Consider the following 24,440-nt stretch of genomic DNA (forward strand, 5'->3'; position numbering starts at 1 on the left):
CTGGCATTTATGATTTTAACTTGACTGAGTGTTTTGAACGAACGGTCTCGTTCACTCTTCTATGCAACTAAGCAGGCATTTTTTCTGCTTAAATAAAAAGTCTAGAAATAATTGTCTCCTCGATTCTGCATTTTTTTATATCTTATTATCTCATCCTCATACTTTTGAATGAAATTGACTCAATAGAATTGACGTAAGAACCATGAATAGGTGAAGATGAAATAAACTGTAAGATAAAGGGAGACGGATGATGATACATATCATATTTGGGGCGGCAGCTGCCGGTAGTTTAAAACAAGCAGTACGTGAAATGAAGCAAGATCAAATAGATGATATCATCGCTTTTGATGATATTTATTCGATTGGACCACTTCTACATTTACACGAACATAAAGGACAAGCGAACCGTATAGAATGGCTGCGTAATGTGATGTCAAATGAATTTGGCTATTTTGATGACTTGGTCAACGATCAGCATAAAATGCTTCAACAAATAAAGGAGATAAAAGCAGGCAGTCGTATTCTCATCTGGACAGGCAGTAATGCCCATGAGCAAATTGGCTTGCGATATGCCGTCTATTTATTAAAAGAAAAAAGGGTTGAATTGTCTGTAATCAATATAACGACAGCATTTGATCAGCTGTTCAATACAAATACAAGAAGAATGGATATTCGACATTCCGGAGAAATTGCATCTGGAAAATTTAAAATTTTGTACGAGAGTAAAGAGCTTATTCACACAGTGACAAAAGAAGAAAGAGAAAGATTACAAAACGAATGGCTTTCATTTGTTAAAGAAAATCATACGCTGCGGATATGGCAAAAAGGACAAACGATCAGCGTACCAGAAGATGAATTTGATGCTTATTTAGTGAAAATGGCTAAGCGGCTTCATCAGTCCGCGCCAGAAGAGGAGTACATCGTAACTCCACGCCTGATAGGGGAAGTCATTGGTCATTTAGATCAGTATATCGGGGATGATTTTATTGAGTATCGACTTAAGATATTAATTGATCAAGGGATTTTTGACATGAAAGGAAAACGAACTTCCATGCGTTATTACTCGATTAAACTGACAGAGTTTGGACAGAACTTCAAAAAGTGGGTGTGCTGTCGAGAGTTTGTGGATCATCCTTTTGTGAAAATTGAAGGAGATTACGGTAGTGAACCCTTTCATTGCGGGCATTGTCAATGTCATTTAGAAAGAGATGATGTACCAGTAAGCGATACCCTTTTCTCAAAGATTTGGAATTGGAATATACAGTATGGTCGCTGGTTTGACGAAGAAACCGATGATTTGCTGCCAAATGGCGTAGACATGGAAAGGAAGTTCAATCAAGAAGGAGAGCGTATCACGAAAGAAGTGAAACGTGAATTATCTCCTGCGTATCAAATTGAATACAGCCCAAGTGAAATGACGAGATATTTTATTTAAAACAATAGAATTAATTAAGTAAATGTAGGTTTTCTAAGAATTAGACATTCGTTGAACTGATGGGAAATGAATGTTTAATTCTTATTTTTTATTTATGAAAGAATTTAAGATCCGCAGAAAAACGGAATCTGCAATGGAAAGGGAAAATATTGAAACATTTTTTCGGTAAAATCGTAATAAAGATAGAGCGTTCAACAGAAACATTTAAAACGGAGAGGAGTATTACATGGAACAAGCTGCACTGAAAAAAATGAGGACTAAACAAGTAGTTACCTCTAATTTGCTATTTGGCATGATGATCTTGATTTTTTTTGTTTTGATTCAAAAAGTTGAGATTCAATTTACATATTTCTTTCTTTGTTTAGGAATCTTCATGCTCCTTCAAGGCATTTACGGCTTGATCAAAAAAGGATCAACAAAGTCTATCATTCCCATATTTGAGCAGGTAGCCATTTATGAAAAAGAGAAATTGGGAAAAGAGTGGGAGAAAGAACAAAGAGTGGAAAACATTTGGAAATTGATATTGAGCGGACTAATGTTCTTCCAGTCATTTAGTTTTCAAACGATGCAAGATCCATTTTTTCATATAGAACCTAAGTTTCTCATTTTCTTATTTGTTATGGCTCTAGCCATTATCAATATAAGCATGCTCTTTCGCTTTAGAAAAATCGACCGATCGACGGAAGCGCATGGATTAAAAGGCTTTACAAAGGAATCAAACATGATGGCAATGGCTTTAGGATTATTATCAGTGATTGTCATATTCGGATTTATCGTCATCTTTTTTCTTCCATAAAACAGAATGTTGAGGTGAAACAAATGAATGCAAACATTCAACAACTGATCGATCAGACAAAGGCGAAATTTGGTTTAGATCTTTACTATTTAAAAAGACACAGTTTTCATCGCTACGTCAATATGTTCAATGAAACGGTTTATACATTGAATATGGAATGGTTTCCCTCTCATGAAGCTGAACTCGAGGACGATGATCTAAACCCGGACGGCACAGCTGTGATTGACGTGAACTTAAATACAGGCCAGATTGAAACGGTCATTTTTGTCATGGACAAAACCTTCGCGAAGAATGGTGTCACATTTAAGAGGCCTTATCCAGCTCATGTCATTCAATGGATCGAACAAGAAACAGGATTGGTCTATGGTGAGCATTTTCACATGCATCAAAAGGAGAAAGGAGAACTTTTTTTCGAAGAAGCAATAGATGGTGTGAAAGTGACGCCTTCAGGCAGAATCGAAGTGAAATGGGATGAACATGGGCAGCTCATTCACTATATACATCGAGGGCCATTTATGGCAAAAAAACGACTAAAAACTGAAGAATATGTGCTTTCCATTGATAGGATCGAGGATTTAGCTCAGCAGCAAGTGCAGCGGTTTGATTGGCCATTCTTCGAGCAGAATCGAATCCGCCCTATATATGCGTTAGAAGAAATTTATGTCAAGAACGATGGAACAGGAACGATACCGTTTGAAATTGGACGTGAAGAAACGCATTGTATACACGTGCATCAGGTCATGGAGTGGAATGAACCGTTAAACAAAGGCTTTGAAAAAAAGGAAATCGATATAAACGAGGACATTACTGCTGAACAAGCCTTGTCACTGGAGCCTTCACCAGATACCTTCCCAATCTCAAAAGAAGAGCAAGCTGCGTGTATCAAAGCGGTTCGAACCTTTTTGGCGCAAAAATATTCAAAGGATACAGGGAAGTGGGTGCTAAAAACACTCCACCGTGATCATGGCTACATCCAAGCGATATTAAAAACGAATGAGCAAGAAGGCTGTGGTTTTATGGATAAGATCAAGGTCTTCATTGATGCCAGCACTTTTGAAGCCATTAATTACATAGATAAAAAAGAGATGTTTCAAGTATGCGGGATACTCAATCCATCTCAGACAGCTAGTGAAATCACCATATCTCAGAAAGAAGCCTTTGAAACATTGAGAGAACGCCTCGAACTTACACCCATCTACGTCTATGACGATGTGCAAAAACAATATGTTTTATGCGGAAAGCTCGACTGTCATGAAGGCGTTGATGCAGTGAGCGGTGAAGTGTTCTCTTTGACAGACCTTTCATAACTTCTAAAAGAACAGTGAGCAGCTGTTCTTTTTTGCCTATTTTCCTCTTTTTAGAATAAAAATGGAATTTTGTAGAAGGAAGTTGTCGTTTCATCACGAAAGAAACAGATAAGAATATGATCATAGGTCCATCGGTTGGAATTCGTATTTCATATAGTAAACGTCATACATATTGAAAACCCATTGCAGTAAAGTTGATCTACAAATCTTTTAGAAGAAAAAATGAAATCATGTCTCTAGTAGTAAGCGAAACTAGGCGGACTAAGATCATAGGATGAGTTGAACATGTTTGTTTTTAGGTAAGCTTAAAGCCATAAATAGAAGAAAGTGAGGATATCTACCTTGAGTACATTGGAAGTGTTTCGTCAGTTTTTGGTTGACCATTATCCTGCGTTACAAGATGAGCTTTGGCTGAAAGATGTTGATACCCTTCGAATCTCTCCTATTCTTCATCCTTTTCTGAAAAGCAAGCTGCCAGAAGGAATCGAAAAATTCACTTGTGTCCTATTCACGCAGCAGACAGATCAAACCGCTGCACCGCTCAAAGTTTACCTTTTATTAGATGAATATGAGCAATCGCTTTACGCCATTGATTTGATGAATGAACAAATAGCGCTTCATTAATACAGAAGCAAAAAAGCTGCTTGAGAGCTCCTCAGCAGCTTTTCTTGTGAATATTAGTTTGTCATATCAACCAATCTTGAGTGCAAGTTGTCCAATTCTTTCTTTGTTGGAAAAGAGCTGATCAGCAGTGTAGACCGTCCTAATTGATTAGGAAGCTCAGTATCGGTCACAATCATATCAATCCCAAGTCGATCCATTGTCAGTTCATTTAATGTATTTTCTGGACTTGTGAAAATATGAATGAGAGGAGGCAATCTTAATTTAATTAAATCTGCAATCAACAAACTATGATTATAACCTAATGTTGAAATGACAAAAATGTTCAACACGTTTCTCCGATCCATTTCCAAATGAACAAGCCCCCTCCAGTTAGAAGTAATGATACGAATCAATTCTCGTTCATTTTTCACAAAAGAAGCAAGTATATCGTCTGTTTTTAACTCTTGAATGATATGAGTAATCCTCGAATAGAAGTAAGGAAGCTGTTTTTTTACCTCTGATAAATACCTCGATTTCTTTTTGAAAAGGAATCCATCTCTTACGGTAATTTCCCTAGAATACACATAATATTGGAGAAGAATCAGTGTCATCACCTTGCGATTAGCTATCTCTTGATGAAAAATCAACTCCAATTGATTGATAAAGGAATGAATAGCTTCGAAGAGGTGTGGTGTATGCGATTGAAAGAACGTCAATTTTTCTTCGACAGTTTCAATTGATTTATAATGGCCAATAGCTGGTTCAATCAACAGTAAAAAGACAAATTCGTGACGATCCAACGTAACACCAAAAGTGTCCTTTGTCATTTGGCAAACGTGTTCTTCCAAGTTTTTGATTTGATTATAGATACCTTTAGCTGTAGCTGTTTGTTTTTCCTTATCCATTGAGTACCTATAATTGCGTCGTATTGAAAAATTTTTCCTCACTCGGTGTATGGAAACGGCGAGCCATAGGCAAAATTTATCTATAGCCACATCAGGTAGATTGACTTCGAGCACCTGAAATAGTTTTTGTAAAAAATCAACTGCATCTTGCTTTTGAATATCATCGAATGGCCAAAGCCTGCTTCCATAGACTTCAAACAAAAATTCCACAAAAAATTGACGAATCTCCTTCTCATTTCCATGGAACTGCATACTATCTGGTCGTAACTCAATGTCATACGAGATAAGGAGCGAATTGATTTTATGAATGGTGTTATACAATGTTGATCTACTGATATTCAGCGTGTCCATCCATTCATAGAAAGACCTGTTTTGTTCAAAGAAAACGCCGTCAATCAATCGAATTTCAATCGTATCTTTTAGAATTTCTTTGATATAGTAGTCGACTCGTATCGTCTGTGTATAACAAATGGATATGCCTTGTCTTGGCTTTATGTGGATTAACGGCTCTCCATTCTCTGTTTGGAACGACTTCATTTGTTCTAAATCGCTTTGAATGGCACGAACCGAACCGATTTGTTCATTCGATATCTCTTGTAGGCTCCACCACTTATCTTTTGATACAAGCAGTTTTAAAATGTTTATCCATCTCTTTGATTTATTATCAATAAGCTCCATTAAACAACTAACTCCTTCCCTTGGCTTGCCTCTATATGATGAAGTCACCATAAAGAACGTTTTGTTCTCAATATAGCATGAAATGATTGTAATGTTTAGGCTAAAGTGTTTTGTCTTCACTTTTAATGATAAAAGAGAAAAAAATTAGACAAAAACAAATGTTATTCGTTGATTCTCCATATTTTTCTTTTAAAAGGTTATAAGTGATCCATGAATCCTATAAAAATGGATCATTTTGTTTATTTTTTTGCTGTTGAAACGGTAAATGTAAGAATAAAACGCAGCAGCTTTTTGATTACCATATGAAAGGGAGTAGAAAGGAATGCGATTTATATAATGCTGAACTGACTCACCTTACATACGATATGATACATGCTTGTTTCTTCATATGAACGAACCATATGTGAATACATGCTTATATATGCATGTACACATCGTTTATTGTTCATTCCAGTATAAATATAAAATTCACATTTAATCTTTTCACGATCCTCTCACTATTCCCCATTTCTATAGACCCCAATCCAGTTACTCTAACCACTACTCATGATGACCTTTCAAGCTCATGATTGATCAACTCATTTTATTCATAGGGTCTTAAGGTGCAATTTTTAGAAAATATTGATCAGAAGCGGAGTGATTGATCTGACAGTATACGAATGATTTTTTATCGTTGTTGAAAATTAATTTTAGAAAAGGGTGGATGTATTGAAAAGAATATTGTCGCTGGCACTCATTACAGTGCTAGTCATACAGTCTAGTATATTAGGAATCTTGCCTTTAGCAGGGGCACAAGCAAAAGAAATTCATGAAAACATTTATGGGGATATTGAGTTTGCTGATAGCGAAGGCAATAAGTTATCAAGCATGGAAGATCAGCAAGTAAGAAAGGCCACTGTACATTGGTCTATAAAAGGAATTGATCTAAAAAAACAATATCCGTATGTTCTCACTCTTCCTTCAGCCATCCAGGTAGAGAAGGAGCAGAAGGAACCCATTACTGTGGGTGACATAACTGTTGGCGAGTATACCGTTTCAAAAGAAAATGAAGTGACGGTGACATTTAAAGAAGATGTTGAGATCGATCCAAATTTAGAAGGATCAATTGACATCGATGTCACCAGTACTACTCAGCAAGAAGAGAAAACAAAGCAAAATAAGGGTGAAGAAAGTCTTCCAAAAGATGACTTAATCTCATCTGAGAAAGATAAAGCTTCTAACAATCAAGAAGCCGCTCAAACGAAACAAAACGATGAAGATGAATTACTAAAAAACAAAGTGAGCGTGTCCAAGCGTGCAGGGCTGCAAAGTGTTTCAAAACAAATGCTGATACAAGAAAATCTCCTCACTGATGCGAAATTAATATTTGAAGATCAGGAAGGAAATTCAGTTGAAAAGCCTGATATCAACTCACTGATTTCCATTAACTATGAGTGGGCCATCCCGAACGGTCATAGCTATAATGGCGGGGATGAATTCCATTTCAAGGTTCCAGAGGAATTAGTGATTTATGAAAAAATCGATCGTCTTGAGATGAAATTTAATCAGGCAACCATTGGTTATTTTTCTGTAGATGAAAGCGGAAATGCCTCCATCGAGTTCACTGATTTTATTAAACAATATTCAAATATTCATGGAACACTTCAAGTGTGGACGCAATTAGATAAAAAAACTGTCATTACTGAAGAAAAAGAAGTGGTCATTACCCCGATTGAAGGAAAGGATAAAATATCCATCCCGATTAAATACATTCCAAATGGCCCAAATGTCTCTAAAAAGGGAGAACCAAATCGAACTTACAATGCTGAAACCATTCAATGGACAGTAGATTTTAATATGGATTTAGAAGATGTGAAACAAGCGAAACTGTTAGATCCGATTCAAGAAGGTCAGGCGTTGAAAAAAGATTCAATTAAGCTTTATCGTATTGATACAAAGCTAAATGGCGAAACATCGATTGGTCAGCTGCTTGACGAAAACCACTACACAATTGGCCAAACAGCAGATGGTCAAGATTTCACGATTGAATTTAAAGATGACGTTCATCTAGCTTACCGTTTAATGTATGAAACGGATATTACGAATCAGGATCAATCTGCATTTCGTAATAAAGCGTCCCTTGTTTCTGGTGATAAAGTGATCAGTTCAGCAGAAGGAACAGTGAATGTGACAAGAGGCAGTCCTTTAAATAAAAAAGCCGCTCACTACGATCCAGTCACACAAACAATTACATGGGAAATTCGATATAACTATAACGAAAAAAAGCTGGCTCAAAAGGACGCTTTGTTAGAAGACTACTTTAACGGCACACAGGCGCTGATTTCTGATTCATTTCAAGTCAAAGAAGTCACAATTGATCAAAATGGCAACGAAGCAGGGACTAAAGCGTTTGAAAATTATGTAGTTCAACCTCAAAAAAAGGATGAACAAAACGGGTTTACCTTGCAATTCAATCAAGATATTCAATCAGCTTATCTCATCACCTATCAAACGAAAGCAGCCGAGCGGATTTTTGAAGCTGAAGAGATTATCAATACTGTAACAGCTGGCAAAGAGAGCAAACAAGGGAAGCAAAGAATTGACCAGCAAATCCTAACGAAAAGTCATGGAACACCGAATTACAAGAACAAGACCATTCCATGGCGTATCACCTTCAACAAAGATCAACAAACGATGAACAATCTAATATTAAAAGATACGTTTACAAACGAAGGATTGACGCTGCAAAAAGATAGTTTAAAAGTAACGACAGGCAATTCAGTGCTTGAAGAAGGCACAGACTATCTAATCGTTGAACATGCAAATGGATTTGATATTCAATTTATGAAAGAAATAAACACAGAACATACCGTCACATATACAACGGCTTTTGATTATGAAAAAAGAGCAGATAAGGATCAAAAGAACCTTCGTAATCACGTAAAGCTTGAATGGGTAAATGAAGATGGCAAGGATTTGACGAAGGAAAATCAATCTGTCTTCACGCCTGACACATACACGCAGTCAAATGGATTCAAGAACGGAACTTATGATGCAAAGAAAAAAGAGATCACATGGAATATCGGTGTGAACTATAACTTGAAACATTTAGAAGAGGCGAAAATCGAGGATTTCATTCAAGGAAATCAGCGTTTGCTTAAAGATTCAATCACCGTTTACTCGCTTGATTTACAAGGCGGGGAAAATGGAGCAGAAGAAAAAGAGGTATTAGCGAAAGAACATTATGACATCAAATTCCTTGAAAATGAAAAGGGAGAAACAGGCTTCGAAGTCATTTTCAAAAAAGCCATTGATTCCCCATACAAAATCACGTATCAAACAAGTGTTGAAGGAATGGATTTAGTACAGAAAACCTACGATAATAAGGCGACCCTTTATGATGGACAGACAAAAGAATCAGACGTGAATGCTGTAGTGTCCATTCCAAATGGAGGGAAATACACGAGCAAATCAGGAAATCAACAAGGGAAAGTCATTGATTGGAAACTGAATATCAACTTTGGTCAATCAACCGTCCAAGATGCGACGATCATAGATCATCCAAGCAGTAACCAAGCCATAATAGAAAACTCATTTCATCTCTATTCGACGACAATAGATGAAAAGGGGCAAGTGGCAAAAGGAGAAGAGCTGGAAAAAGGGAAGGATTATGAGCTAGACCTTGAATTCGATCCAGATTCTTTTCAAATTAAATTTAAAGAAGAAATCACGAGACCATATATTTTAGAATACCAATCTCTCATTTTAGATAAAGTGGGAAGTACACTTCAAAACGAAGTAACGTTTAGAGGTGAAAATGTAAAAGAAATCAAAAAGGAATCCGAAGCCTCAATTGTGGTCAAACGCACAGCTGGCATGGGAGATGGCACAGGAGCGATTGGTGCTTTAACCATTAAAAAGGTAGATGCAAGTACTGGAAAAGCGCTAAAAGGAGCAAGCTTTTCTCTGACAGATGCTGCGAGTGGTATCGTCATTGGAACAAAGGCAACAGATGAAGAAGGAGCTCTTCGATTTGATCGTCTTCTGTATGGTGACTATATCGTGACAGAAGAGAAAGCACCTGATGGTTATATTAAGACGAAGGAACCGATCCATGTAACGATTGATCAGCCTTACGAATCAGGAGATCAAGCGAAAACAGGAAATAGCATGACGGTGCAGAACCAAGAAATACGCCAGCATGTCAAATTAATGAAAAAAGACAAAGAGACAGGTGCTGCATTAGAGAATGCAGAATTTGAACTGAAAAATGAATCTGGAGAGACCGTCCAAACCCATTTGAAAACGGATGAAAAAGGAGAAATTCTTTTCAAACATCTTGAGCCAGGTTCCTATTATTTTGTGGAGACAAACTCACCGAAAGGCTATCAATTAAATCAGCAAAAATGGCCGTTCACCATTAAAGAAAATCAAACAGAAACAACAACTGTAACCGCCGTAAATGACATCATCAAAGGCTCTGCAGAATTGAGCAAAATAGGTGAAGGCGGAGAGAGACTAGAAGGTGCACAGTTCAAGCTATTAGATCAAGACGGGCATGAGTTAAAAGGTTCGCTTGTCACAGGAGAAAATGGCAAGATCACGATAAACGAACTAAGACCGGGTACGTATCAGCTCATTGAAACAAAAGCACCAGATGGTTATGTGTTAGATGAAACACCAATCAAATTTGAAGTACCACTTGATCCAAAGGAACCAGTCGTCATTTCGCAAAAGAACCTATATGAAACAAGTGCATTAGAAGTGATGAAAGAAGGGGAAGATGGCGAGAAACTTCAAGGTGTTCGCTTTGAAGTCAGGGATCAAAATGACGAAGTTGTGCGTAAAGATTTGACAACAGATGAAGATGGGAAGCTTTTTGTCGATAACCTCAAACCGGGCAAATATCAGCTCGTAGAGACAGAGAGTATTGATGGTTACGAAAAGAAAAATAAACCTTATCCGTTTACCATCGAAGTCGCACAAAAAACACCAGCAGAGATCAAAGTGATCAATGATCTTAAAACTGGAGCTGTCCAGCTCACAAAGCTCGGTGAAAAGGATGATGTGCTTGAAGGAGCCGAATTTAAGCTTGTAGATGCAAATGGAAAAGAGATAAAAACAGGTCTCGTCACTGATCAGAACGGGAAGATCATCGTCAACGATCTGAAACCTGGAACCTATCAGTTTGTTGAAACGAAGGCTCCATTCGGTCATGAGCTTGACGAAACACCTGTCACTTTTGCTATTCCATTTAACCCTGAGAAACTGGTCAGTGTGACAAAAGAAAATAGCCGCACTACAGGCGGAGTGCTGTTACACAAAAAAGGAGAAGATGGGAAATCATTAGAAGGAGTTGTCTTTGACCTATCTGATGCCAAAGGAAAGATAGTGGCAGGAGGAGAAGGGATTACAACCAATCAGGATGGAAAGATCACCTTCACAGGTTTAAAACCTGGAACCTATCAATTTGTTGAAAGAAAGAGTCTTGAAGGCTATGAATTGAGTAAGAAACCACTTGCCTTTCAAGTTGAATTAGGTCAAAAAGAATTGATTCAAGTGGAGGCCATCAATCAGCTCAAGAAAGGTTCTGTAGAACTCACCAAAATAGGGGAAGAAAAAGAGAGACTGAAAGGCGCAGAATTTACCCTTTTCAATGACGATGGTAAAGAATTGATGTCAGGTTTAACAACCAATGAGAAAGGCATTATCAGTGTCAACGATTTGAAACCAGGCGCTTACCAATTGGTTGAAACGAAGGCTCCTTTTGGACATAAACTTGATGCAGAACCAGTAGACTTTAAGATTGATTTCAATCCTCAACAACTGGTGAAAGTGACAAAAGAAAATATTCGGACGACAAGTGCTGTGCAGCTTCAGAAAAAAGGAGAAGATGGTCAGTTGCTCAATGGAGTGACCTTCGATCTGCTTGATGAGCACGATCAACGTATAAAGAAAGACTTAAAGACAGATAAAAACGGTCAACTAACAGTCGATCAACTGAAGCCAGGCACCTATCGATTTGTCGAAACAGCAAGCATTGCCGGCTATGAATTGGATCAGACACCTGTCACCTTTACGATTCGATTAGGTCAAGACAAACCAGCAAAAGTAGAAATGATTAACAAGCTGACGCCGGGAGCAGTGGAACTGACCAAAGTGGATGATGAGGGACATACGCTGGAAAATGCAGAGTTTGCTCTTCTGAGTAAAGAAGGAAAAACGTTGAAGAAATCACTTGTAACGGACCAAAAAGGCAAGCTTCACATCAACGATTTAAAACCGGGACAATATCAATTCGTTGAAACGAAAGCACCTCATGGCTATCAATTGGATCATCAGCCGATCCTATTCACAATTGAGAAAAATCAACAGAAGCCGCTTCAATTAACAGCGAAGAATCACTTGATCTTAGGAAGTCTGCGTATCATAAAGGTAGACCAGCAGACAGATAGAACCTTAAAAGGGGCAGCCTTTGACATTCGTACAAAAGCCGGGAAAACCATAAAATCTGTGACAACAGGAAAAGACGGAGAAGCGATTGTCAAAGGGCTTACACCTGGAGAATATATACTCACAGAGACGAAAGCACCAGATGGTTATGTAGCTTTAAAGAAGCCGCTCGCTTTTACAATTCAAATGGGCGAAGTGGAGATCAAGACAATGATTGTGAAAAATGCACCAGTGAAGAATGAAGAGGATCACACGAATCCTCCAGCTTCAGATCAAGGGGATCAGCATCCGCCTCATGACTCAAACGGTGAGCTGCCAAAGACTGGAGAAGAATGGCTGCGTTATATGATGTATGCAGGGATTTTACTAGTAGTGTCTGGAACTGTTCTCCTTGTTCTTAGAAGAAGAACCATTCAGTAAAAGGAAGGAGTGTATTGATGAAAAAAAGAACCTTATTAGGCAGCTTTTTGGTGGTCGCAGGGCTAATGCTCACCTCCGTTCCTTTTCTATATGAGTGGCGAACTTCTCAAGAGACAGCGGCAATGGAACAGGCATTAAAGATGATTGAAGAAAATGACAGTGATGCTCTTTCTACTATCCCACATCTAACTGTGTCAGAAGAAGACCTGCGAGATGTGATGGAGCTAGAGATCCCGTCAATTGATTTAAACGAAAAAGTGCTTCCTGTTACAACAAAAGAAAATTTAGGTATAGCACTGACTCAAATTAAATCTCATCAAATGCCAGGTGAAGGGAATTTCACGATTGCAGGGCATAGAGGGTATAGAGGCGATCGTCTTTTCCGTCAGCTGCCAGAGGTGCCGAAAGGAGAAAAAGTCGTCTTACATCATCAAGCTGAAACATACGAATATAAAATTGTCAGCTCAGCTACGATTGAACCGACGGATGTGGATGTACTAAAGGATCGCGGGAAAAATGAACTGACATTGATCACTTGTACACTTGATGGTCAGAAACGATTTGTCTTAAAAGGAATACGAATCAACGCTTCAAAGGGTGAGCAGCCATCGGATGTATAACACCAACATAATAAATGATGGATACGATGGAAAAGCAGCGCTCACGACCAGCATGTTACACCAATTGTTATCAGAGCATTATCCAACTTTAAAAAACGAACGTTGGGATGTTGATGTAGATACAATTCGGGCTTCGCCTATTCTCCACCCTTTATTAAAAAGAAAGCTGCCAGTTGGTATTGAAAAATTCACCTGTGTTTTGTTCGCGCAGCAGACAGCAGCTTTTGGAGAGCCTTTGATTGTGTACTTTTTATTGGATGAGAAAGGCGAATCGATTTACGCAATGGATTTCTTGCTTGAGCAGCAAGATACCCATTAAACGAGAAATAAAAAAAGAGGCTTTGATGAACGGGTTCGATTTTAAGGTAGAAAAATAAAATCAGTCATATCATGAGGACTCTAATTCGGATAAGAATTAGAGTTCTTTTATTTATATATAGGCATTTTACTAACTTTATTATCTACTAAAATTAGCATATCAATTGGTAGAAGTCCGCTGCCTAGCAGATAGTCTCCAATGACTGCTCCATATTTTAGATGATAAAGATTTTATAAAATGGATAGAAAACAGAGGTCATAATCACGATTGACGACCAAAGAAGATCATCTAGTTTTTATCCCTTCCCCTGTTTCTTCAGAAGAAATATCAGAAAGTGCTAAAGATAATAATGTGTTGACTCCAAAATACTGATAAAATTTATTTAGATATTCCCTAATTATAGGTGTGGAGGTAGAAGAATGCTAAAAGAAGACCCCCAATATATTTTTCATCATGATAAACGACCAGAAGTTGCTCATGATTTAGCCAATGTAGATGAAAATTCCACTGAGTTGTTAATCACAGGAAAAACAAAAAATATTGAAAGGTTGAAATCTTTTTCTAATCTGACGAAATTGTGGATTTACAAAGTGAACCAAAAGGAATTCAATACGATCTTGAGCTTAGTTAATCCCAAAATGCTCTATATGCGTGAACTGAGAGTAGAAGATTTATCAATCATCAGTTCTCTTAAAGATGTTGAGGTATTGGCACTTGAATGGAATACAAAGGCACAAAGTTTATGGGATTTATCAAAAAACACTTTTTTAAAAACTTTATCCATAACAGATTTTTCAAAGTTGAATGACATAGCCCCTTTGCAGAAAAAAACTGATTTAGAATGGTTAGAATTGTCAGGCGGTCTTTTTAATTCATTAAACTTAAATACTCTTCAACCTTTAAGATACCTCAAGAATTTAACATATCTGTGTTTATCAAATATAAAAGTGAAGGACGAGTCTTTAGAGCCGATATCGGAATTAGTGGGACTCAAGGAACTTGAAATTTCGAACCAATTCCCGACAGAAGAATATGCCAGGTTATCCGTAACCCTCCCAAATACGAAGTGTGATCGTTTTGCGCCATACATCTTTTTATCAAGTCCTATTGTAGATAAAGATGTGATGGTGATTGGAAAGCGAAAACCGAAATTAAATTCAAAAGTTGATGGGGCAAAGCTGCAAAAATACGAAGAACAATTTAAAGCGTACCAAGAAAAGTATATAAATTAACTTAAAAAGCAATGGAAAATCAACTCCATTGCTTTTTCTATTGCTACTGTAATGGCTAATACCATCATAAACTTTTTCTTTCTTGTGACTCAATTACGCAAACAGCTTCAGCCCAACCACACCAATCACAATCAGCAGCAAGCTGAGTATACGAATCATGTTTTTCGGCTCTTTAAATAGAATCATATTAAACAAGACAGAGCCCGCCGTTCCAAGTCCAATCCAGACCGTATAGGCGACGGATACTTGAACGGATGAGAACGAGGCGTATAAAAACAAAAAGGATAAGGCAAACCCGCCGACAAATAAAATGCCTGTCGTGAATTGCTTTTTCTTACTAAACATATTGAGGCCAATGGTTCCGCCGATTTCGCAGGCAGAGGCTAACAGTACAAAAAACCAGCCCATTTATACCGCTTCTCCTTTCTGCTCATGTGCATCTCCATCAGACACTTTCAGTCCGATAATTCCGAGAATTAAAATGCCCATAAATAAGAGCTTCTCTAATGAAAACGAACCGCCGAACAGCGCATAATCCATCAATGACGTACCAATCGTTCCAACTCCGGCAAACACGGCGTACACAGTCCCTGTCGGCAGCTTCTCGCAGGCCTTCATTAAAAAATAAAAATCAACCGGGATCAGGCAGATAATGACCGCCCACTCCCACACAGCATCAGCTCTATTTAAACCAAACACCCAAAGTAATTCGAATAAACAAGTGAGTGCAACATACATCCAGCTTTTTTTCATCGTATTTCCTCCTAAAACTTAAAAAATGACGAATCGTCATTTTGAAACCAAAAAAGAGCGTACAGCAAGTGCTGTACTAAGTTAAGGTGTCTCTAAGCCAAGTGCGTAAAGAAGAAATTGCTTCACCTCTCGCTTTTGAATCAGAACCTCTTCTGTATCTGTTTCCGTAAATAAATACATTTGCTCAGCAGAAGATTCAAGTAAACCGATAATGAATTTGGCTGCATATTGACAGTTCAAATTCGCACGGACCCTTTTGTCCAGCTTTGCTTTTTCTAAAAAAGCAGCGACCCATTTGTAAATTGGCTCATAAATATCTTCCCATTCCTTTAAATGCTCGGTGGCGGCTAAGCCTGAGTAGGTCAAGGCAAGGACATCACGGTATTGCCTTGTAAAAGCGAAAATGAATTCAACAAGCGCATCTGCTTGATCGAGGACATCTGCATGCTGAGTTAATTCCTTTTCGATCGCAGGCACCATCTGTGCGATCAAATGTTCAGCGATAGCAGGCATGACGGAAAGCTTTGAAGGAAAATATAAATAAAACGTTCCTTGCGCTACTCCTGCTGCTTTCACAATATCCGAAATGGTCGTCTTTTCGATTCCTTTTTCTTTAAACGCGTCAATCGCAGCAAGCATAATCTTTTCTCGTTTCGACATATCATCACCGGCCTTAACTGACTGAATGTCATTCAGTTTAGCGAGAAAATGACGATTTGTCAATATGGTTTTCTCTTCATTGAATGTGAGAATAAGTGATGAATAGATGCGGGCAAGCCTGAATAAGCTGTAAATATGGTCAAGCATCATCATGTGAGAAAGGGGCAGCTTTCTGTATGACATCCAGTGCTATGTTTTCCATTGCTTATTTTCTCCTGCTCGTCCCGCTCTATTTACATATGAGATACAGACAGGCAAAAAAGCACAATCGTTTTATTTATTTGCGGACAGAATTGGTTCTTGCCAGTCTGTTTATTTATACGAATGTTTTATTATATTTGACGGTCTTTCCAAATCGTTTTTCCGCCCCAAGAGATCAGGTGAGTGTTAATCTCTTGCCTTTGCAGTCCATTTATCAAAATCTTCACGCCTACCATCACGGCTATCCAAATCTTGTCTTTTTAAATTTAGCAGGCAACATATTGTTATTTGTACCACTCGGTTTTTTTCTATATCAAGCCTTTCGAACCATGCGCTGGCAAAAGGCGGTTCTTGGTGGCTTTCTCCTGTCAACCATGATCGAATTGCTCCAATGGATGTTCTCACAATCTGGTATCATTACAAGAAGCAGCGATATTGATGATATTCTTTTAAATACACTTGGCACAGCGCTAGGCTGTATCGTGTATCAGATCTATCGAAAAAGGAAGGAGAAAACCTGAGTGAAGCGAGTTTGTATCATTCCATGTGGCGCGAAGAAAATTTGGGACGTCGATCCAGAAGCAGGGAGCCAGCCGGCGAACCTCGTTTATTTAAGTCCGCTGCATCAGCGTACGAAAAGCTATGCCCAAACTTTTTTTTCAGACTGGATGATCTTATCAGCGAAGCACGGGTTCTTAAAGGCAGATGATATCATACATGAAAATTATGATGTTGCTTTTGGTACACCCCATGCTAAGCAGATCACACGAGAAGAACTGAGCCAGCAATTTCATCAAAAAAATCTTTTCGCATATGATGAATTGGTGGTACTAGGTGGAAAGAAATATCGAAAAGTGATCCACCCTTTATTACAGCCTCATCAAAAAGCAAATTATCCGCTGGCTCCATATAAAGGAATTGGCTACATGCTTCAGGCGTTACATCAAGCAGTGGAATCAAAAATAGAACTTCCGCCGCATATTTAACACATTCACATCTACCGGTAAGCAGGGTTTTGATCATTAAAAAGAGAATAATTGAAATAGCGATGCTGATTGTTTCATATCTTTTCAGCAGCCACTAGGATGCCCGTATCGCTCGGGTGAAGTGGCTCAATGAAAAAGGGAGGCGTATGAACATGACAACCATCTATTTAGCTGGTGATTCGACCGTTTCATCATATCCAGATCGTCCTGTTCAAGGAGGATGGGGAGAGTTTTTACACCGCTATACAGCGCAAGGGGTGAACGTCGAGAACCGTGCCATTGGTGGAAGAAGCTCAAAAACATTCATTGAAGAAGGACGCCTTGATGACATATTGGCTGACATTCAGCCAGGAGACTGGCTTTTCACACAAATGGGGCACAATGATGCTTCCAAGGAAAAGCCTGAGCGGCATACAGATCCTTTCACGACGTATAAAAGCTACCTGTCTCAATATATTCATGGAGCAAGAGCAAAGGGGGCAACACCACTTTTACTCACGCCAGTCGGCCGTTTTCATGAAAAAGACGGAGAATTTATCAATGATTTTCCTGATTACTGTGCCGCTATGAAAGAACTAGCTGATGAAGAAGAAGTCCTTCTTGTTGATTTAAATACGGCAAGCCTTCAGTTTTATCAAATTTCCGGTATAGAGAAAACGACTTCTTACTTTATGCTGTCAACAGGAATTGAGGACCGCACGCATTTTACAAAAGAAGGCGCAGATGCGATTGCAAGACTTGTTTCTCTTGAATTAAAAGACCTTGGTTTAACCATTGTGTGATGGATGACAGGACGAGTGAGCGCTCGTCCTGTTCTTTTTTTGAAGAAAGCTATTGATTCCCTTCACTAGAGTAGACTACAATAGACACATATGATAATGAGAATCAATATCACTGAAAAATAGATCATTCGATGGAAAACTGGAGGGACTCAAATGACAGATCAGCTTGAATTGTTTGACGTCACCATTATTGGCGGCGGTCCAGCAGGCATGTACACCGCCTTTTATAGTGGGATGCGGGACTTAAAGACGAAGGTACTTGAGTACAACGAAAGCCTTGGCGGGAAAATCCTTCTTTATCCTGAAAAGGTCATTTGGGATGTCGGCGGTTTGCCGCCAACAAGAGGAGAACAGCTGATACAGCAGCTGGAAACACAGGCGAAAACATTTGAACCAGAGATTGCACTGAATCAAAAAATCACGTCATTTGAGCGAGATGAACATAATCATATCCTGCTGACGGCTGAAAATGGTGATCGTCATTTGACAAAGACCCTCATATTAGCGATGGGTCACGGCATTCCAGTTCAGCGGAAACTTGAAATCGAGGATGCAGACCGCTATGAAGTGACAAACCTTTATTACACTGTCCAGGAGCTTAAGACATTTGCAGGGAAGCGGGTTGTGATTTCTGGAGGCGGCGACTCAGCGGTTGACTGGGCCAATGCTCTTGCACCGATTGCTGAAAGTGTCACCGTCGTGCATCGCCGAGACATGTTTGGCGGACATGAGAAAAACGTCGCCAACATGAAGGCAACTTGCAAACGAATTTTAACCCCGCATGAACTAACAGAGCTGCATGGTCAAGGCGACAAAATTGCTGCGGTCACCATTCAAAACATAGAGACAGGTGAAAAAGAACGAATCGAAACAGATGCTGTGATCGTCAATCACGGGATGAAAGGCGATTTAAGCGTTCTATCGGAATGGGGTCTTAAGCAAGGTGAATGGGGACTGATCGAGGTCAATGAAAAAATGGAAACCAATTTACCGGGGGTCTATGCGGTAGGCGACTTGTGTACACATAAAAGCAAGGTCCGCTTAATTGCCGGCACGTTTGTTGATGGAGTCAATGCACTGAATAGCGCGAAGCTTTACATCGAACCAGAAGCTGAAAAAGTGGCGTACGTTTCCTCTCATAACGAACGCTTTAAAGAGAAAAACAAAGAATTACAAACGGCTGGAGCTCGTTAAATCATTCAAATAACATAGCAAAAGTGCTGCCCGCATCGCATGTGGCAGCACTTTTTATATGGGTCCATTAACTGCGAGGCGCAAATAACATCACACTGACTCCAGCCAAACAAATCAAAGCACCCATCCAGTCATATAGATCAGGTGTTTTTCGATCGACCCACCAGCCCCAGAATACAGCAAGAATGACAAAAACACCGCCATAGGCAGCATAAACCCGTCCGAAAGTCGGGAACTGCTGGAAGGTTGGAATGATGCCATATGCAACCAAGATGAGGCTGCCGGCGATTCCGAAGCTGACAGGCTTTGCTTCACGCAGCCAAAGCCATACCAAATAGCCGCCGCCAATTTCTGCTAAACCTGCTAATAAAAAAAGAACAATCGTCACCATCATATACGGACACTCCAATTTCTCCAATTTACACCCTATTATGACATGAGGAAAGAATGCGTTCTACCTCAATTGAATTGAGAGGGAGACGAGAGTTTGCTAAAATCAGCTGATCAGAGAGTGGTCACACATGGATTCTTGACTTTTGTACCACGAGTGATCCAAATGGTCTGTTATGTCGTAAAGTAAGTACATTCTCATGAGGAGCACACTTCCCTTTTTCAGCGCTCTTTTTTTCTCCTTGAAAAAAGAGTAAAGTACAAGGTAGGCTTATTTCAGTAAATCGAGTGATAAGCAATACGTGAAGGATTTCATGATGAATACGCATGCTCTTTCTCATGAAAAAGGAAGGAGATGACCATGGACACATTGCAAGATTTTGAGCTGTATCAAAAGATCAAATATGATCGTCACAAGCCCTCGCTTGAAGTGCTGTACGATCGCTATGAACGTGTGTTATATTCGTTTATTTATAAAATGACTGGCAACCGTGAGCTCGCGGAGGAAGTGCTTCAAGAGGTCTTCATCAAGCTCTGGCGCGGCATAGGAGAATATCATACGGATAAAGGGAAATTCTCCTCGTGGTTATTTATGATGTCACGCAACACGGCCATTGATCTCATAAGAAAGAACCGGAATGAAACGGCTTTGGAAGATGAGCAGATTGAATATTTAGCTGATCATCAAGAAGATATATCAAAAGAAGTAGAATGGAACGAGGAAAAACAAATCATACGTGAAGCAGTATCTACATTGTCAAAAGAACAGCAAACCATCATAGAAGATGTCTATTTTAAAGGGATGACACAAAAGAGCATCGCGGACAAGCTGGGCATCCCTATTGGTACGGTAAAAGGAAGGGTTCGATTGTCATTGAAGCATTTGCGATCGAAACTGTCTCGCGGAGGAAAGGAGGAAGAGGCATGACTCAGTGTAAACATCAAGTGATTGATTATTTCAACGGGCATTTACAAGGAGAAGAAAAAACGCAATTTGAAGAGCACATCAAGCACTGCTCAGCTTGCAAAGAAGAGCTTGAAGAATTAACATCGCTCATGTCTGACATTCCATTTCTAGCAGGTGACCAAACACCTCCGGCAGGGATGAAAGACCGTATTTTATCCCAGGTGTTTGAAGAAGAGACAGTCGAAGAAAAGAACAGCCATAAAAAAGAGCTCAAGGCTGCACCTGAGCCAAACGAAATCAAACCGCTGCAAAAGAAACGAAACCAGTGGCTCTTACCGCTCGTTGCGGCACTGCTTCTCATATCAGCAGCTGGAAATGTGTATTTCTTATCGAATGGAAAAGAACAGGCGGAAGAACCTGTCAGGGTTGTTGCCACAAAATCATTGGCATCGGCCGCATCACCAAAAACGACAGGTGCTTTTTCAGTAATAGAGCATAACGGTAAAAAAGAACTTGTGGTGAGTGCAGACGGATTAAAGGGTCAGCTTGATTCATCTGCTGTTTATCAAGTGTGGCTCATTAAAGGAGATCAGCCGGTGCCAGCCGGTGCCTTTAAAACAGATAACAAGGGGGAAGGAACCGTCACCTATGCGTTATCTGAAAAAGAAGCAGGCGAATCATGGGATACCGTGGCTGTTACACTTGAACCGAAAAAGGATAACAAGCTCCCGCAAGGCCCTGTCGTACTAAGCGCTGCTTTTTAAGCTTGATTCATGAAAAGGATGCCTTCTTGGGGCATTCTTTTTTGATAGCGAAGGGGAACATTTTGGCAATTGAAACGTAGTACATACGGAGGTGAAACACATGAAAACATCTATAGAAAAAGACCTATTTCTTTTATCAGTCAGACACGCATTGATTGCCATTTATTTTCTTGTGATCCCATTTGCAGTCCCAATTTTTTATCACCCATCTCCTTTATCGATAGCGCTTATTGCACTATTTATAACTCATAACTTAGCAGAAAGTATCATTTGGTTCTACAAATCGAGAAAAATTAGAAAGCACCAATCTGGTGATTTATTAAAACGAGGGCAGCTCCTTAGCCAGCTCGTGCAAAGAGTTGAACAGCTCATCATCCTCGGTTTTGTGATTCTTTTGATCAATGAATGGATACAAGGAAGGGCGGATCTATCTACACTCTCATTCACTCTTTTTCTATTGACCGTTGTTTTTCTCCAGCACGTCCAGTTTTATTACGTTCAGCTATTTTTTAAAACGAGCAGCTGGTTCACTTATGTTCCTTCTTTGCAAAAGGCACGTCCTTCATACATGGCGAGGGAGCGAAACGCCCTGAAAAGGTCATAAATGTGCCGTCATTCGTTTGATCCAGCCATAAACATCAGAAAATTATGATAAAATGTGGAAAGAAAGAATGGAGAAGGGGAGTGCGAACGAGTGAAAGCAGTTGGACTATTGGAGTATTTGCCGATTGAGCATGAGCAAAGCCTGATGGATCAGGAGGTCGAAAAGCCTAAAGCGTCTGGCAGAGATGTACTGGTGAAGGTAGAAGCTGTGTCCGTGAATCCAGTTGATACAAAGGTGAGATCACCGAAGGATCAGAAGGAAGAAAAACTGAAAATACTAGGCTATGATGCAAGCGGTACGGTTGTTGAAGTGGGTGAATCGTGTACATTGTTTCAGCCAGGTGATCACGTATACTATGCGGGAGATATTACGCGTCAAGGCTCGAATAGTGAATACCAGCTTGTGGATGAACGTATTGTGGCGAAAAAGCCTGCCAATTTATCCTTTGCAGAAGCAGCCGCAATGCCTCTTACAACAATTACGGCTTATGAGGCTTTATTTGACCGGATGCATATGAAGCGGAATGCTGAAGGCTCAACCTTGCTGATCATTGGTGGTGCAGGCGGTGTTGGTTCTATCGCCATTCAACTAGCTAAATTAGCGAAGGCAACTGTGATCGCTACCGCATCAAGACCAGAAACAAAAGAGTGGTGTCTGTCATTAGGTGCCGATCATATCATTGATCATCATCAGCCCCTTTTAGCGCAGCTAGAGGAAAAAGGAATCGGCGAAGTGGATTTTATTTTATGCTTAAATGATACAGATGGACATTTCAAAGGCATGGCAGAAGCCATCAAACCGCAAGGAACGATCTGTACCATTGTCGAAAACCAGCACAAGCTAGACATTCAATTACTCAAAAATAAAAGTGCGGCATTTGTATGGGAATTCATGTTCACACGCCCTATGTTTGAAACAGCGGACATGATCAAACAGCATGAGCTTTTGACAGAGGCGGGTGAGTTATTTGAGCAGGGAAAAATAACGCATACTTTAACAAAGGTTCTCAGTCCGATCAATGCTGCTAACTTGAAGCAGGCACATCAAACGCTTGAGCAAGGAAAGATGATTGGCAAATTTGTACTTGAAGGATTTGAGAAAGGGGAGAACGTATGACGTCATTACAATATCCGATTGGCTTATATGAACCGGTTGAAACAAAAACGAAAGCACAGCTTGAAGCATGGATTGATCAGCTGGCTGCAATCCCCGAAGAGTATGAAGCGGTGACCGCACCGCTTACAGATGCTCAGCTTGATACACCTTATCGGCCGGGAGGATGGACTGTTCGTCAGCTCATTCACCACGTAGCAGACAGCCATCTGAATGCATACTTACGATTCAAACTTGCTTTGACAGAAGATACACCGGACATACGTCCATATGATCAGGAGGGATTTGCCTCACTTCCTGACAGCAAGGCGCCCATTAGTTTATCCCTGCCTTTGATCAGCAGTCTGCATCGCAGGTGGGTGTCTTTACTGCGGGGAATGTCAGAGGATGACTTCAACGCTTCTTATTATCACCCTGCCGATCAACAAACGGTGTCCTTATATAATGCAGCAGGAATGTATGTCTGGCATTCAAAGCATCACCTTGCCCATATCACGGAATTAATCAAAAGAAATCAGTGGAATTAAAGGAGTAAACGCATGTCTGGTAGAAGAATTGTCGGCGCCATGTTTATCTGTATGGCGGGATTGTTTTATATAGCGAAATATGTTCTTTTTGAGATACGTTATAGTAACAGCTTAGGCTCAGAAAGAACGATTGAGGAACTTGAACAGCTGCTTCCTGGCGGTACGTGGATTAGCATCTTTTTTCTCATCATTGGCTTAGCCTATCTTTTATGGGATGACAGGGAAGTTCTTCAAAAAAATTTCGTCCTCTCAGATAAACAAGTAGAAGAAATAAAAAAGACGGACCTCAAGTGACCGTCTTTTTTCCTTTTCATATTTAGCCGCGTTCAGGACGCAGTGCTTTTTCTAAGATAGCAAGGCCTTCATTGACTTTTTCTTTTTCCTCGTCATTGAGCCGCTGCAGGGAATTTTTGATTTTTTCGTGTCCTTTTTGATAAATACTTCTGAAAATATTTTTCGCTTCCTCTGTCAGCTCTACGACAATGATTCTCCGGTCACGCTCAGAGTGCTTTCGCACGACAAAGTTAGATTGTTCTAACCGGTCAAGCAGGCCTGTCATATTGGACAAAGAAGCGCCCATTTTTTCAGCGATTTCGGATACTTTGAGAGAGCCATGGTTATTGAGCAGCATGAGCACCTTCATTTGAGGCATACTCATATCAAGCTTCATCCATTCAGAAACATCTCCAAGACCTGCAGCTGTGAGCACTTTCATATAAAGAACCCATGTCTTTTTTTCTTCTGGAGATAGAATCTCTTCTTTTAATACGGTGGTGTCATGAATATTATATTCCACGCTTGTTCACTTCCTT

24 protein-coding genes are annotated in these 24,440 nt (G+C 39.7%); 18 read left to right on the plus strand and 6 right to left on the minus strand.

Features of this window, described 5'->3' with window-relative positions; all coding sequences use genetic code 11:
- Positions 1 to 250 precede the first annotated feature (250 nt).
- The 4 genes from BA81_RS16290 to BA81_RS16305 all read left to right on the plus strand — a co-directional run bounded on the left by BA81_RS16290 (position 251) and on the right by BA81_RS16305 (position 4,162).
- Positions 251 to 1,435 (plus strand): DUF1835 domain-containing protein, encoded by a 1,185-nt coding sequence (locus BA81_RS16290; RefSeq protein WP_034283718.1) that lies wholly within the window; start codon positions 251 to 253, stop codon positions 1,433 to 1,435.
- A 226-nt stretch (positions 1,436 to 1,661) separates the two neighbouring features.
- Positions 1,662 to 2,231: a hypothetical protein gene (locus tag BA81_RS16295; RefSeq protein WP_034283720.1), complete on the plus strand. Its 570-nt coding sequence runs from the start codon at positions 1,662 to 1,664 to the stop codon at positions 2,229 to 2,231.
- A gap of 23 nt (positions 2,232 to 2,254) precedes the next feature.
- Complete coding sequence (locus BA81_RS16300; protein WP_034283721.1) at positions 2,255 to 3,538, plus strand: hypothetical protein; 1,284 nt, start codon at positions 2,255 to 2,257, stop codon at positions 3,536 to 3,538.
- A gap of 342 nt (positions 3,539 to 3,880) precedes the next feature.
- Positions 3,881 to 4,162 (plus strand): hypothetical protein, encoded by a 282-nt coding sequence (locus BA81_RS16305; RefSeq protein ID WP_024425245.1) that lies wholly within the window; start codon positions 3,881 to 3,883, stop codon positions 4,160 to 4,162.
- 53 nt (positions 4,163 to 4,215) lie between these two features.
- On the opposite strand, the gene BA81_RS16310 is transcribed toward BA81_RS16305, so the two are convergent.
- Entirely contained in the window at positions 4,216 to 5,724 is a 1,509-nt protein-coding gene (locus BA81_RS16310; RefSeq protein ID WP_034283723.1) for an AcpB/EbpR/MafR family transcriptional regulator, read from the minus strand.
- A gap of 699 nt (positions 5,725 to 6,423) precedes the next feature.
- On the opposite strand from BA81_RS16310, the gene BA81_RS16315 reads away from it, so the two are divergent.
- From BA81_RS16315 to BA81_RS16330, 4 genes are all read left to right on the plus strand, one after another.
- Entirely contained in the window at positions 6,424 to 12,576 is a 6,153-nt protein-coding gene (locus BA81_RS16315) for a SpaA isopeptide-forming pilin-related protein (protein ID WP_227001706.1), read from the plus strand.
- A 17-nt stretch (positions 12,577 to 12,593) separates the two neighbouring features.
- On the plus strand, positions 12,594 to 13,196 hold the full coding sequence (locus tag BA81_RS16320; RefSeq protein ID WP_034283726.1) for a class D sortase: 603 nt from the start codon (positions 12,594 to 12,596) through the stop codon (positions 13,194 to 13,196).
- Positions 13,189 to 13,515: a hypothetical protein gene (locus BA81_RS16325; protein WP_034283728.1), complete on the plus strand. Its 327-nt coding sequence runs from the start codon at positions 13,189 to 13,191 to the stop codon at positions 13,513 to 13,515. The genes BA81_RS16320 and BA81_RS16325 overlap by 8 nt, the downstream gene beginning before the upstream one ends.
- A gap of 419 nt (positions 13,516 to 13,934) precedes the next feature.
- A complete protein-coding gene (locus BA81_RS16330) occupies positions 13,935 to 14,747 on the plus strand; it encodes a leucine-rich repeat domain-containing protein (RefSeq protein ID WP_034283730.1) in 813 nt (270 codons plus the stop codon).
- A 93-nt stretch (positions 14,748 to 14,840) separates the two neighbouring features.
- Here the strand turns inward: BA81_RS16330 and BA81_RS16335 are convergent, their stop codons facing one another.
- The 3 genes from BA81_RS16335 to BA81_RS16345 form a co-directional block, all read right to left on the minus strand.
- The gene (locus tag BA81_RS16335; protein ID WP_034283733.1) at positions 14,841 to 15,155 is read right to left on the minus strand and encodes a DMT family transporter; all 315 of its coding nucleotides are present in this window, start codon (positions 15,153 to 15,155) and stop codon (positions 14,841 to 14,843) included.
- The gene (locus BA81_RS16340; protein ID WP_034283735.1) at positions 15,156 to 15,500 is read right to left on the minus strand and encodes a DMT family transporter; all 345 of its coding nucleotides are present in this window, start codon (positions 15,498 to 15,500) and stop codon (positions 15,156 to 15,158) included. It abuts the gene before it with no gap.
- Positions 15,501 to 15,581: 81 nt separating this feature from the next.
- Positions 15,582 to 16,160 (minus strand): TetR/AcrR family transcriptional regulator, encoded by a 579-nt coding sequence (locus tag BA81_RS16345; protein WP_034283762.1) that lies wholly within the window; start codon positions 16,158 to 16,160, stop codon positions 15,582 to 15,584.
- Positions 16,161 to 16,336: 176 nt separating this feature from the next.
- Between BA81_RS16345 and BA81_RS16350 the strand changes: the two genes are divergently transcribed.
- From BA81_RS16350 to BA81_RS16365, 4 genes are all read left to right on the plus strand, one after another.
- Positions 16,337 to 16,882, plus strand: coding sequence for a VanZ family protein (locus tag BA81_RS16350; RefSeq protein WP_034283737.1), 546 nt, complete (start codon positions 16,337 to 16,339; stop codon positions 16,880 to 16,882).
- Positions 16,883 to 17,347 (plus strand): DUF6884 domain-containing protein, encoded by a 465-nt coding sequence (locus BA81_RS16355; RefSeq protein WP_034283739.1) that lies wholly within the window; start codon positions 16,883 to 16,885, stop codon positions 17,345 to 17,347.
- Between the two features lie 152 nt (positions 17,348 to 17,499).
- Complete coding sequence (locus BA81_RS16360; RefSeq protein WP_025093483.1) at positions 17,500 to 18,129, plus strand: rhamnogalacturonan acetylesterase; 630 nt, start codon at positions 17,500 to 17,502, stop codon at positions 18,127 to 18,129.
- Positions 18,130 to 18,282: 153 nt separating this feature from the next.
- Positions 18,283 to 19,323 (plus strand): NAD(P)/FAD-dependent oxidoreductase, encoded by a 1,041-nt coding sequence (locus BA81_RS16365; protein ID WP_034283741.1) that lies wholly within the window; start codon positions 18,283 to 18,285, stop codon positions 19,321 to 19,323.
- A gap of 67 nt (positions 19,324 to 19,390) precedes the next feature.
- Here BA81_RS16365 and BA81_RS16370 read toward each other — a convergent pair whose 3' ends face one another.
- Positions 19,391 to 19,717, minus strand: a complete 327-nt coding sequence (locus tag BA81_RS16370; RefSeq protein WP_034283743.1) for a YnfA family protein — start codon at positions 19,715 to 19,717, stop codon at positions 19,391 to 19,393.
- A gap of 357 nt (positions 19,718 to 20,074) precedes the next feature.
- Here BA81_RS16370 and BA81_RS16375 point away from each other — a divergent pair, with 357 nt between their 5' ends.
- The 6 genes from BA81_RS16375 to BA81_RS16400 all read left to right on the plus strand — a co-directional run bounded on the left by BA81_RS16375 (position 20,075) and on the right by BA81_RS16400 (position 23,922).
- The gene (locus BA81_RS16375; protein WP_034283744.1) at positions 20,075 to 20,641 is read left to right on the plus strand and encodes an RNA polymerase sigma factor; all 567 of its coding nucleotides are present in this window, start codon (positions 20,075 to 20,077) and stop codon (positions 20,639 to 20,641) included.
- Entirely contained in the window at positions 20,638 to 21,384 is a 747-nt protein-coding gene (locus BA81_RS16380; RefSeq protein WP_034283745.1) for an anti-sigma factor, read from the plus strand. The genes BA81_RS16375 and BA81_RS16380 overlap by 4 nt, the downstream gene beginning before the upstream one ends.
- A 100-nt stretch (positions 21,385 to 21,484) precedes the next feature.
- Positions 21,485 to 21,988: a hypothetical protein gene (locus tag BA81_RS16385; protein ID WP_034283746.1), complete on the plus strand. Its 504-nt coding sequence runs from the start codon at positions 21,485 to 21,487 to the stop codon at positions 21,986 to 21,988.
- A 90-nt stretch (positions 21,989 to 22,078) separates the two neighbouring features.
- Positions 22,079 to 23,104, plus strand: coding sequence for a zinc-binding alcohol dehydrogenase family protein (locus tag BA81_RS16390; RefSeq protein WP_034283747.1), 1,026 nt, complete (start codon positions 22,079 to 22,081; stop codon positions 23,102 to 23,104).
- Positions 23,101 to 23,628, plus strand: a complete 528-nt coding sequence (locus BA81_RS16395; RefSeq protein WP_034283748.1) for a YfiT family bacillithiol transferase — start codon at positions 23,101 to 23,103, stop codon at positions 23,626 to 23,628. Before BA81_RS16390 ends, BA81_RS16395 begins: the two co-directional genes overlap by 4 nt.
- 12 nt (positions 23,629 to 23,640) lie before the next feature.
- Positions 23,641 to 23,922, plus strand: coding sequence for a hypothetical protein (locus BA81_RS16400; protein ID WP_034283749.1), 282 nt, complete (start codon positions 23,641 to 23,643; stop codon positions 23,920 to 23,922).
- A gap of 22 nt (positions 23,923 to 23,944) precedes the next feature.
- Here BA81_RS16400 and BA81_RS16405 read toward each other — a convergent pair whose 3' ends face one another.
- The gene (locus BA81_RS16405; protein WP_024425228.1) at positions 23,945 to 24,424 is read right to left on the minus strand and encodes a MarR family transcriptional regulator; all 480 of its coding nucleotides are present in this window, start codon (positions 24,422 to 24,424) and stop codon (positions 23,945 to 23,947) included.
- Positions 24,425 to 24,440: the final 16 nt, after the last annotated feature.

The sequence above is a fragment of the Bacillus safensis FO-36b genome, from assembly GCF_000691165.1.
GTDB classification, from domain to species: domain Bacteria; phylum Bacillota; class Bacilli; order Bacillales; family Bacillaceae; genus Bacillus; species Bacillus safensis.